At 39.2% G+C, this 13,214-nt stretch carries 7 protein-coding genes; 5 read left to right on the plus strand and 2 right to left on the minus strand.

Translation table 11 applies throughout. From position 1 onward, the window contains the following. Positions 1-28: 28 nt before the first annotated feature. Positions 29-1,537 (minus strand): OmpP1/FadL family transporter, encoded by a 1,509-nt coding sequence (locus tag U859_RS0129805; protein ID WP_025146861.1) that lies wholly within the window; start codon positions 1,535-1,537, stop codon positions 29-31. 23 nt (positions 1,538-1,560) lie between these two features. Continuing rightward, positions 1,561-2,556 (minus strand): hypothetical protein, encoded by a 996-nt coding sequence (locus U859_RS32600; protein WP_025146862.1) that lies wholly within the window; start codon positions 2,554-2,556, stop codon positions 1,561-1,563. Between the two features lie 198 nt (positions 2,557-2,754). Here U859_RS32600 and proS point away from each other — a divergent pair, with 198 nt between their 5' ends. From proS to U859_RS0129835, 5 genes are all read left to right on the plus strand, one after another. Beyond that, complete coding sequence (gene proS / locus U859_RS0129815; protein ID WP_025146863.1) at positions 2,755-4,227, plus strand: proline--tRNA ligase; 1,473 nt, start codon at positions 2,755-2,757, stop codon at positions 4,225-4,227. A gap of 84 nt (positions 4,228-4,311) precedes the next feature. Beyond that, positions 4,312-5,460 (plus strand): cystathionine gamma-synthase, encoded by a 1,149-nt coding sequence (locus tag U859_RS0129820; RefSeq protein ID WP_262496831.1) that lies wholly within the window; start codon positions 4,312-4,314, stop codon positions 5,458-5,460. A 136-nt stretch (positions 5,461-5,596) separates the two neighbouring features. Beyond that, complete coding sequence (locus tag U859_RS0129825; protein ID WP_025146865.1) at positions 5,597-6,448, plus strand: TIGR02757 family protein; 852 nt, start codon at positions 5,597-5,599, stop codon at positions 6,446-6,448. 117 nt (positions 6,449-6,565) lie between these two features. Then, a complete protein-coding gene (locus U859_RS0129830; RefSeq protein WP_025146866.1) occupies positions 6,566-7,180 on the plus strand; it encodes a Crp/Fnr family transcriptional regulator in 615 nt (204 codons plus the stop codon). A gap of 526 nt (positions 7,181-7,706) precedes the next feature. After that, positions 7,707-13,214 (plus strand): PKD-like domain-containing protein (locus U859_RS0129835; RefSeq protein WP_029986304.1); only part of this gene is annotated, 5,508 nt, incomplete at its 3' end.

The following is a 13,214-nucleotide window of genomic DNA, read 5'->3' on the forward strand; positions in this document are numbered from 1 at the left end:
ATTTATGGCTTTTTTATTTTATTCTACTTTAAAATCTTACTCCAAAAGTTAAGAATACATTGTTCCTATTACTCTTAGTATCAGCAACAGGCTCAGAATAATCGTTTAATAAATATGGGCTAGATTTTAAAGACTTGATCTGATAGTTTTGATAAGTTAAATCCAGATAATAGTTATCAATTCTATACCCTAAGCCTCCACTATAATATTTAGCTTCAGAATTACCTAAATATTCATCTTTAATTCCATTTCCATTAACTCCATACCCGGCTCTTAAACTAAATTGATCATTTACTTTAACTTCTGCGCCAAATCTGTAATTCACAGTTTCTTTATAAGAGTTTTTAATCAAACTGTTACTACTATTTATATCTGCAATATTAGAATTGTTGTCTGAAGAAAATCTTATAGAGGAATAATCAATATAGTCAATATCTGCAGAAATTAAAGCTCGTCCTCCTATTATGTAGCTTATTCCTCCAGATGCTTTTAATGGAGTACGAAGATTATATGAGGAGTAAAAGTTAATAGGATCATTGTTTGACTTATAGTTGATTAATGATGTATTCAGCTGCACGTAAGTATTATCCTCTACATTCATCCAAGTTGGAGATTGAAAGTTTACACCTATTCTTAATTCACTGATTGGTCTAAAAATCATACCTAATTTCAAATTAAAACCAGATCCTTTACTTTCTTGATTTCGGGATTGAGTTAATGCATAATTTTCTGTTCCATTATATTGTTTGGTGTCCTCATTAAATGAATTAAGTATTCCTGATTCAAGGAACACAGCATCACTAACATATTTCACATTAACAAAACTTGCCGTAGCACCAATGTACAATTTGTTAGAAAAGTTTAATGCTCCCGCAACATTAAACTCTGATGTAGAACCCAATCTATTTTCGTTGAAATTTTGTTTAAAATTCGCATTATTATAAGGTTCAGCAGAAAATCCATTTGGGAAATTAGTTGCGTTTTTATTTATAAGATAACTTTGATAAGCATCGCCACCAACCGTATTTGTAATCCCATTTGCGCTTGCGTCTTCAACATAAGAGTCTCTTATGGAGCTATTTGTGTTTGTTCCGTTATACTGAAAATTATTTAAAAAATCGTTGTTTCTATTGTAGCTTAATCCAAAAACAGAACTAACTAAACCACTATTTACATCCGACCCTTTAGCCTTGTAAGCCGGACTGTAAAATACAACCCCAACATTATTAAGGTTAATTTGACTTTTATTACCTGTTGTTTGCGTCCCTAAGAAACTAGTTTTATTATTTACTGAATTAAATTCAGGCGTAATACTGAACTCCGATTTTGTAAATAAACCTAAACCGGCAGGGTTGGCGTTAATTGAACCAATATCGCCACCAACACCAATTTGGGCACCTCCCATCGCTTTAAAACGAGCCGTGCTTCCATAGTTCGTTTGCGAAAAGTCGAATGCATTTCCGGCAAGGGTTTGGGCATATAAACTCCCAGAAGTAGCCGCCGTAGCTACCAACAATGATAGAATGTATTTTTTCATTTGATGTGTGTGTTTAATTTAACCTAACCTCTTCCGCCTCTTGATCCACGAGAACCACCTCCGTAGCTTCCGCCACCTCCGCCAGATGAGCCACTTCCGCCTCCACCATTTGATGGTGGTGGAGAATAAGTTGGCCTACTTTCTGTTCTAGTTGGTTGTTGAGGGGTATAATTTTCATTTCTTGTAGGTCTGCTGTTTGTACCTTGTTGTTGAGGAGTATACCCAGAATTTCTCGTAGGTCTACTACTTGCATTGCTATTAGGCGATGAAATTCTGTTACCATTTTGATCAGTATAACCTGTTCTACTAGGTCTTCCATAATTTGGCGAAGAGATTCCTGCACCATTTCGTGGCATACGGTTATCTACTCCGCCTGGCGCAGCTCTACGAACAGTATTTCTATTGGTGTAAACACCTCCGCCACCACCATAGTATCCGCCGCCGATACCCCAGCCACCGCCGTAATATCCGCCTCCGCCCCAACCATAACGGTCGTAGTAAGAGTTAGGTCCCCAAGAGTTCCAACCGTAAGGATTGTTCCAGCCGTAACCATAGTTTCCATAATAAAACGGGTTATTCCAAATGCTCCCGTAGCCATAACCGCCACCGAATCCACCGCCCCAGCCACCTAAGCCGTAACCGTTACCCCAGCCAATACCTATACCTAAATAGTTAGATGGTCCGTAACTGCTGCCATAGTAATAATTGTCGAAATAAGGATCATAATAACCCTGAAAGCTATAACCATTGTAAAAACGGTTTATCCTTGATGAATAATCCATATCGTAATAGGGATTACTTGTGCCATAATACTCGTCGTATTCTTCCTGACCCTGGGCCTGATATTGCTGGCCTTGCCGGTTTTGAGGTTGAGGTACCATTTCAACCTCCCTGGCTTTCGCCACCGAATTATAAACATCATCAGCGGGTTTGGTTTGAGCCAGTTTTGATGTGGAGCATGAAGCCACCAACCCAGCAGCAGCAATCATAACAATGGGTAAAAATTTAATTGGTTTCATTGTGTTTATATTAGTTGTGTGTGTTCACGAATATTGATAAACAGGTTTCAAAAGTAATTAATTCTTAACTATTTACTTAGTCTAAAAACGTTAAATTATAATTGATGTCAATTCTTAATCGTTTGTAGGCATAAATTTATAAATTTGCTATCGAATTTTACACTTTTTAACATACAAATTACGTTCCAAATACATAACATGAGCAAAGAAATTACAAGTAGAGAAGCAGATTATTCCCAGTGGTATAATGATATCGTAATCAAAGCAGATTTAGCAGAGCACTCTGCAGTACGTGGTTGTATGGTTATAAAGCCCAACGGCTATGCTATTTGGGAAAAAATGCAGGCTGTTTTAGATAAAATGTTTAAGGATACAGGCCACCAAAATGCCTATTTTCCGTTATTCATCCCAAAGTCATTTTTCTCTAAGGAAGCTTCTCACGTTGAGGGTTTTGCGACAGAATGTGCCGTTGTAACACACTATCGTTTAAAAAATGACGGTAATGGAAATATTGTAGTTGATGAAACTGCCAAACTGGAAGAGGAATTAATCGTTCGTCCGACTTCTGAAACCATTATCTGGAATACATACAAGGGATGGATCCAATCTTACCGTGATCTGCCAATATTGATCAATCAATGGGCGAATGTGGTGAGATGGGAAATGCGTACCAGGTTATTTTTGCGTACAGCCGAATTTTTATGGCAAGAAGGGCATACCGCGCATGCTACAGCGCAAGAGGCGATTGAAGAAACAGAACGTATGTTACACATTTATGCAGATTTTGCTGAAAACTGGCTGGCTGTTCCGGTTGTAAGGGGACGTAAATCGCCTAACGAAAGATTTGCAGGTGCTTTAGATACCTATTGTATTGAAGCATTAATGCAGGATGGTAAGGCTTTGCAGGCAGGTACTTCACACTTTTTAGGCCAGAATTTTGCTAAAGCTTTTGATGTTAAATTTACAGGTAAGGATGGAAAGTTAGATTATGTTTGGGCAAGCTCATGGGGTGTTTCTACCCGCTTAATGGGCGCCTTAATAATGGCACATAGTGATGATTCGGGATTGATTATCCCTCCAAAATTAGCACCAATACAAGTCGTTATTGTTCCGATCTATAAAAGCGATGAAGATCTGGCCAAAATCTCTACCTACGTAAACGAATTAACGATGCGTTTGAAAGGTTTAGGCGTTTCTGTAAAATATGATGACAGGGATACACAGCGTCCGGGATTTAAATTTGCCGATTACGAGCTAAAAGGTGTGCCGATCCGTATTGCCATTGGTGGCCGTGATCTTGAAAATAAAACGGTAGAAGTTGCCAGAAGGGATACCAAATTAAAACAAACTGTACCTCAGGAAGGATTGGATATTTACATCGTAAAACTACTCGAAGATATTCAGCAAAGCATGTTCAACAAGGCATTGGCTTATCGTGATGAGCACATTACAGAAGCAAATTCTTACGAGGAGTTTAAAGAGCTGTTGGATACAAAAGCAGGTTTTATAGCTGCACACTGGGATGGAACACCAGAAACAGAACAAAAAATTAAAGAGGAAACTAAAGCGACTATCCGTTGTATTCCTTTGGATAATAAACTGGAAGATGGCGTTTGTATTTATTCAGGAAAACCATCTATTCAGAGAGTATTGTTCGCAAGAGCTTATTAGTTAGATGTGAGAGGGGAGATTTGAGATTTGAGACGAAATCTAATCTCAAATCGCACATCTCATGTCTATTGTCTCAAATCTCAAATAAAAAAAATGAAATTCGCAACTAAAGCCATACATGCAGGCCAGGAGCCTGATCCAACAACAGGTGCTGTAATGACACCGATTTATCAAACTTCTACCTATTGGCAAAAATCGCCGGGCGATAATAAGGGCTATGAATATTCAAGGGGAACCAACCCAACGCGTAAGGCTTTGGAAGATTGTTTAGCAGCTTTAGAAAATGCTAAGTACGGTCTGGCTTTTTCGAGTGGGATGGGCGCTACAGATGCAGTACTGAAATTATTGCAACCGGGCGATGAGGTAATTACCGGGAATGATCTTTATGGTGGTTCTTACCGTATTTTTACTAAAATTTACACCAAATATGGAATCAAATTTCATTTTCTGGATCTTTCTAAACCAGAAAATATGCTTCCGTATATTAACGATAAAACGAAATTGGTATGGATTGAAACACCCACCAATCCAACTATGCAGATTATCGACATTGAAGGAGTGGCTAAAATTACCAAAGAAAAAAATCTGATTCTTACCGTTGATAATACTTTTGCTTCGCCATACCTGCAAAATCCCATCGATTTAGGCGCTGATATTGTGATGCACTCGGTAACCAAGTATATCGGTGGTCACTCTGATGTGGTAATGGGCGCTTTGGTAACCAATGATGAGCAGTTGTATAAAGACCTTTGGTTTATTTACAATGCTTGTGGTGCAACACCAGGTCCACAAGATGCGTTTTTGGTATTGAGGGGCATTAAAACGCTTCACTTGAGGATGAAAGCGCATTGCGAAAACGGAGAACGGATTGCGCACTATTTAAAAACACATCCAAAGGTTGATAAAATCTATTGGCCGGGTTTTGAAGATCACCCTAATCATGATGTCGCTAAAAAACAGATGCGTGGCTTTGGAGGTATGATTTCAATTACCTTGAAAGGTGCTGATCTGGCGGAGACATTCAGGATTTCATCTAATTTTAAAGTGTTTACCCTTGCCGAATCTTTAGGTGGGGTAGAATCGCTGATCAATCACCCGGCTACCATGACACATGGCTCTATTCCGAAAGAGGAGAGGGAAAAAGTTGGTGTTACCGATAACTTATTGCGTTTAAGCGTAGGCGTAGAGGATATCGACGATCTTTTGGAAGATCTGGAAAGGGCGTTGGCATAAAATCTTTTTATGTCGGTTAACTAAAATAAATACCATTGTCATGCTGAGGCACGAAGCATCTCTCATTTCGGGTGCAGATGCTTCGTACCTCAGCATGACAGCAATGGGGGATGCCATTCTCGTTTAATAAAAATACATGCAATTTCTGGAGCTGAAAAATTTTCTTGATAGCAAAGTTGAACAATATAATCAGCCTAATTTCATCGCAAACGATCCGGTTTGTATTCCACATCTTTTTGAAAAAAAACAGGATATAGAAATAGCTGGTTTCTTTGCTGCGGTTTTGGCCTGGGGGCAGCGGAAAACCATTATCAATAAATGTAGAGAGCTGCTTAACCGGATGGATAATGCCCCTCATGATTTTGTGCTCAACCACACGGATGACGATTTAAAGCGTTTGCTAAATTTTAAACACCGTACATTTAACGATACTGATCTGCTCTATTTTATCTCGTTTTTTAAACAACATTATCAAAATTTTGATAGCCTGGAACAGGCCTTTATTCCTCAACAAGATATTTTTAGAACTGAGTACCTGGAGGTTTCTTTAACAGCGCGAAGTGTAGAAGTTTCTTCTGAAGTTTGTTATACTGCTGATCTTAATTTTTCGATAGAGCAGGCATTGAACCATTTCAGGGCTTATTTTTTCTCGTTAGAAGATTTTCCGCACCGTACCAGGAAACATATCTCCTCCCCAAAGCAGAAATCAACCTGCAAGCGTTTAAATATGTTTTTAAGGTGGATGGTGAGAGCAGATGGTAATGGTGTTGATTTTGGGATTTGGGATACGCTTAAACCCAGAGAGCTGATTTGTCCCTGTGATGTACATGTAGACCGGGTAGGGAGGCTATTGGGTTTGATTAACCGGAAACAGACTGATTGGTTAACTGCAGTTGAGTTAACCGAAAATTTAAGACAATTTGATGCTAATGATCCTGTAAAATACGATTTTGCACTGTTTGGGCTAGGGGTAGAAAAGGTGTTTTGATCATTTTGAAAATTGAATAAATTGAAAAAAATTCTTTTTTCAATTGTAATCTTCTTATACTTACCTAGTAATTACACTGTTTTCAGCGTAATTATATCTATCCCAATCGTTATCTCTATGCTCGCAGTTAATTTATCTGATGAAGATAGGTGGAAAAAATATAATAACTTTTCTCCTCTAGTCTCGATTTTTAAAAAATTTCACCCTCTTAATGCTGAGATCGAAAAACGCATCAATCAGCATACATTTCCGGTTAGTTATAAAAAAAATAAATACCTGGTTTCTCCAGTCGACCGAAACAAATTCCTCTTTTTAATCGTAAAAGGAGTTGTTAGAGGCTTTATTAAAGATGGAAATACTGAAATTACTACCTGGATAGCTAAAGAGAACGAAGTGATCGGCACTATACGCAATTTGTGGATAGAAGGTGATTCGGAAGAGTATCTTCAGGCCTTAGAAGACGTAGATTTAATTGCTATACCACATGTTTTATCAGAATTTTTATACGAAAATTTTGCAGAGGCGAATATTGTAGGCAGAAAGATGATGGAGCTATATTACCGTTCCGCTGAAGAACGGGCTTACCTTTGCCGCATTTCTTCTGCTGAAAAAAGATATAAACGTTTTCTGATTTCTTTTCCGGGGTTAATCAACAGGGTTTCGTTAAAACATATCGCTTCATTTTTGGCCATCAGGTTAGAAACATTGAGCAGAATCAGGGCTAAAATTTAGCTGTCCAAAGGACTGCTTATTTTCTTATTTTTCACCAGTTAAAAGGGGTTAAAATGGTCAGACATTTTAACCCCTTTTTTTGTCTCTTAGAAATTTAGTTTATGCTCCTGACTGTAGGATAAATAAGTCAAGTTGATATATAGTTGTTGATTATTGTCAAAAAATCACCTCAGCCACTGGCAGTCGAAGATGTATATGTAAGAAGTCAATTTCTGTTTTTGTTTACTTTGTATGATTGGAAAGACAGTTTTTGACAATTTAAGTACAGAAAATGCTATCCAATTTAGCCCTTTTTGGTACTTGTGAGAGTGTAAAAAATAATATACTTTTGCGGCCCTCAAAAACGAGGTTTTTTTATAGTGTCTATCTCTTCAAAAGTGTTTTATAATCAGCGTATATACGTTGTTTTTTGCTGCATTCGTTAAGGAGAAAATTTTGTAAACAAACTATCTTTTTAGGATGATTTTGTGCTCGGCGGATGAGACCAATTTTATGCAGTAATAACCCTATTATCCCAATGGGAAGAATGAATAAATTTATACAACGCTTTTTCAATAGTTTTCAGAAAGAAACATGGTTTAAAATCGCGATTTTACCTCTGTTTCTGTTTATTTCGGTCTCATCGGTTACTGCACAAACCTACAAGAAGCATTATATCGCTCCTGCGCCATGGCAATATTTTACTGTTGCTAACGAACTGGTTGTTTCTACGGTGAGTACAACACCGATTTCTGTTACTGTAAAAAAGAGCGATGGAACTTTAATCACTACTTTAACCAATGTTGTTGCCGGCTCACCTGGCCGTTACCGTTTTACTGGCGGTGTTACCAGTTTTCCTTATTTTTCGTTAAATACAAACATTAATGCAGCAGGTTTAATTGTTGAATCGACGGCTGCGATAAATGTAAATATCCGAAATGTAGCTTCTGATGCAACAGACGATGGTTATATAAAGGGTAACGCCTCTTTATTCAGTTTCGGTGATGCTGCCATAGGCAATAAATTTAGAGCAGGTTATTACCGAGACGGAGAAATTTATACCAGTAATAATCCAAATTACAGTACCAGACAGCATAAGCCCATTTATAGTGTAATGGCGATTGAAAATAACACTGTTGTAAGTATAAATGGCGTAGCTACTACCACATTGAATGCAGGGCAAAGTTATTTGTTTAATGCCGATATGGGGGCGTTGGTAGAAACATCTGGTCCTGCGGTAATGAATACAAGTGCACAGTTTGATGCACCTACAGTAAGCACTGCTTGTTATGATGGGGCATCAAATCCAGTACCACCGGTTACTGCTTTAGGCAACGAGTATATTGTAGTAAGGGGGGGCGGAAATAACATTTCTGAGCAAACCACTGTTATTGCATCTGAGCCCAATACTTCTGTAACCGTTTATAATTTTAATACTGCAGGTGTTTTACAGAGTACCAACACTTACAACCTAATTGCAGCAGGAAGCTTTGTGAGTTTTCCAAATGGAATTGCAGGTACTACAGCGGGTAACGGACAAGAGGGACTGCAATATTCTTCTACCAAAATAGTAGCGAATAAAAATGTGGTGGCTTATTCGGGTACAGCTTCTGGCTGTGAAGTTGATGTTGCCACTTTGGCGCCGATTTCGACCTGTGGTGGATCTAAAAAAGTTGAAACCATGAAATTTAGGGCGCTTAATGAAGCTACTGATCTTCCTTATTTCGCTTATATCATTATACAGGATCCGATTGCCAAAGTATTACTTTCAACCGATAACCTTTATACAAACAAAGATATCGAAACCATTGACGGGGTAGGAGTGAGGAGACAGATGGGATCGACAGGACAATATCTGATCGATTTTACGAACGAGAATATTGGCAAACCGAATGTAATCAGTTTGAGCAGCACGGCGAGGTTAACGGTTAATATGGTTCAGCAAGGGGCTGGCTTTTCAATGTCAAACTTTCTTTCTCCTTTTCCAGAGAAAGCGCTAAAACCTACTTATACCCAGGCAGATTGTGCTTCAGCATTGCTGAGTGCAGACCCAAGCAGTGTTGCCCCATTCCAGTGGTATCTTAATGGTACGGCGATTACGGGGGCTACAAGTAATACTTATCAGGCACCTGTTTCTGGTACTTATACGGTTACTTCGCAATTGGATTGCGGAATTAGTGCCCAATCGTTACCAGTTACAGTTGCTTTATGTAATATTGACCTGATTGCTGGAAAAACGGTTAGTGATGCCACGCCGGGTATTGGATCAACAGTTGATTTTACAATAACAGTTAAAAATTCGGACATCGCTTCGGGTACGGTAACAGGAACAGGAAATGCAATTGGTGTTTCTGCCAAAGATATTTTGCCAGCAGGTTTCAGTTATGTTTCGTATACTGCAAGTACAGGTACTTCTTACAATCCTTCAACAGGATTATGGTCTATTGGTGGAATGGCTGCCGGGGAAACAAAAACCTTGGTGATCAGTGCAAAGGTGGTATCTTCATCGGTTACCAATGCCTACAAAAATACGGTTACTGTTACCGGTCCTCAAAATGATCCAAATCTTACCAATAATACGGCTTCAGCATCAGTAACACCGTCTACCATTTCTTTATATAGTGGAAATGATGCACAGGTTATTTGTGTGGGGAATGCGATAACCGATATTGTTTATCAATTACCTGCTTCGGCAACTACTGGCAGTGTTGCTAATTTACCAATTGGTATAACTGCTAACTACGATTCATCAACACAAAGAATAACCATTAGTGGCACAACCAGTCAGCTACTTACTCTCCCTGGTGTATATATTTATACTGTCAAATCCGGATCGCTTAGTATTGACGGGAAAATTACAGTTATTGGTGCACTTGGAAATCCTGTTTTTGCCATGGGTACTGCATCTAATCGTTGTCAGGGTTACGGAGTACAAACTTATACAGCAACAGCTGCAAACAGCACTTCATTGGTGTATAGTATTAGTCCATCAAATGCTGGTGTGATCAATTCGTCAACAGGTGCTGTTACCTGGTCGGCAATTTACAGTGGACAGGCTATTATTACCGCCACGGCAAGCAATGCATGTGGAACTAAAACTGCGACCCACACTGTTACGATAGCATCAACAGGAACCATTTCAGGAACATCGCCGGTATGTTCAGGAAGTAATGGTACACTTACTTTAAATAATGCGCCTGCTACGGTTGTGCGCTGGGAGTCATCAACAGATAATGGTACCACCTGGACTACCATTGCCAATACAACAAAAACACTTAACTATACCAATATTGCTACTACTACCGTTTTTAGGGCAGTTGTATCGGGTGGTGGATGTAGCAATGCTTATTCAGGTTCAACAACGATTACGGTTACGCCAACTCCATCTTTCAGTGATCAAACTTATAATATATGTAAAACGGGTAGTTTTAGTTTTGCCCCTATTGAGGCGGCAAACGGCACAACTTATACCTGGTCGGCTCCTGTACTTTCGTCGGCGAATATTACTGGTGCGACAGCAGGAAGCAGTCAGTCTTCTGTTGATCAGACTTTAACTAATAATGGATCTGCATTAGAAACCGCTACTTATACGGTTGTTCCAAAATACCTGGCCTGTACCGGAAATCCATTTAAGATTACGGTATACATTGTACCAACACTTATCGCTACTGCAACAGGACAGACTGTTTGTTCTGCATCGGCATTTAGCATAACACCAACCAGTAATGTAAACGGAACAATTTATACCTGGACAGCAGCGTTGACGAATGGAACGGCTACAGGATTTTCAAATCAATCTACAGCCGTTGCTGCACCAATTTCACAAACTTTATCAAATACTTCGGGTGCTGATGCAACGGTAAGGTATGCCGTAACACCTATTTATAATGGCTGTACCGGAGCAACGTTTACTTTCGATGTTGTGGTTAGGAATACAACACCTGCTCCAGGTGCCAACAATCAGACTTTCTGCGAAATCTCAAATGCTACTGTTGCTAATTTAGCTGCAACCGGAACAGCGGTAAAATGGTACAGTCAGGCTACAGGTGGAGCGGCTTTAGTTTCGACTACCGCCCTGGCTAACGGAACTTATTACGCCAGCCAGACCATTAATGGTTGTGAGAGTCCTTCTCGTACTTCAATTACCGTAACAATATATCAAAGCCCGAAAGGATTTAACGATACAAAAACTTTAGATTGTACTGGAACTTTTAGTTATAATATTCAAACACAGAATATCAATAGTACGGCAAATGGAGGGAATTCAATTCCTTCATCGTTTACCTGGACGGTAAATTCGAATGCTAATGTGGCGGGTGCAGCTAATGGATCGGGTAATACCATCATGCAGACTTTAATTAACATGAGCAATAGTGCGCAAACCATAATTTATACAGTAACACCGAAAGCTACCATTACGGGTACTTGCGATGGCAATCCTTTTACCATTACGGTAACTGTGCCTGTTTGTTCATCAGTATCGATTACAAAATCTGCAAATGTAAGTTCGGTTAATCAGGCTGGTAATGTTATTACTTATACGGTTACTGTTGCAAACACTGGTAATGCCAATCAAAATGGCGTGGTTGTTAGTGATCCATTATTAGGTGGAAATTTAAGCAATCCGGTAAAGACTGGAAATGCGGATAATATTTTAGAAAAAGGAGAAAGCTGGGCTTACACCGGAACTTATACCGTGCTTCAGGCTGACTTAAACAATAACGGCAATCCAACCAACAATTCAGGAAAGATCAACAATACTGCAAGTGTTAAAACAACAGAACTTCCGACTGCAAAAACTGCGACCGCTGATGTAAATATTGTTTTAAGTCCTTCGGTTGCTTTGGTAAAAACGGGTACACTAAACATTAATGGAAATACAATCAGCTATTTGTTCACGGTTAAAAATACAGGTAATGTTACCTTGAGCAATCTTGCAATAACAGATAGTAAAGTTACAGGTGCAATTAATTTGGGTGTAACAACCTTAGCGCCAGGAGCGAGTACTACCGCAACGGCGTCGTATACCATATCTGCTGCAGAAAAAGCAGCTGGATCTGTAAGTAATACTGCAACGGTTACAGGGAAAAATCCGTCAAATGGTAATGTTTCAGATGTTTCGGGTACAACGGAGAGCAACGATAATCCAACGGTGACTAATACCGGTGTTTATGCTGTTGATGATGAGGGAACTTTAAGTGCGGTAACTGGTGGTGTTGCGGTGAACAATGTTTTAGTTAATGATAAGGTTAATGGTAATCAGGCCACGTTGGCAAATGTAACCATTAGTCAGGTATCGAGTACAAACCCAAATATATCTATTGATCCTGCTACCGGAAAGGTTAATGTATTACCAGGTACTCCAGTTGGTGATTACACTTTGGTTTATCAAATTGAAGACAAAGCTAATCCAGGAAATGTGAAACAGGCAACCGTTACTGTTCATTTAACTACTGGAACGATTTTGGCAAAAGACGATACTGGTTCAGCCAACTCGGTAACTGGTGGAACAGCTGTTTCAAATGTTTTAGATAATGATACCTACAACGGCGGAACGCAGGCAGCTTTGGCCAACGTCACCATCACTAATGGTACCAACGATAGCAATGGCAAGGTTACTTTAGATCCAACAACTGGTAAAGTGAGTGTTGCCGTAAATACTCCGGCTGGCATTTATACCTTAATTTATACCATTACCGATAAACTGGATGCTACTAAAACTTCAACTGCTACTGTTAAGGTAACAGTAGCTTCTGGGACTTTAATAGCTAAAGATGATGCAGGAAGCGCTAATGGTTTAGTAGGAGGGATAGTGGTAAATAACGTACTCGCCAACGATGGTTATAACGGAACGATTACTGCTCCAACATTAAACGATGTAATTCTTTCACAGGTTTCTACTACAAATCCTAGTGTAACGCTAAATATTGTAACTGGTCAGGTAGATGTGGCGTCTAATACCCCAGCTGGAGTTTATACGATAGTTTATAAAATTGTCGATAAATTAGATGCAAATCAAACCACAACTGCCACTGTTACCGTAACCGTTTCTGCA

It is taken from the genome of Pedobacter jeongneungensis, assembly GCF_000633455.1.
GTDB lineage: Bacteria > Bacteroidota > Bacteroidia > Sphingobacteriales > Sphingobacteriaceae > Pedobacter > Pedobacter jeongneungensis_A.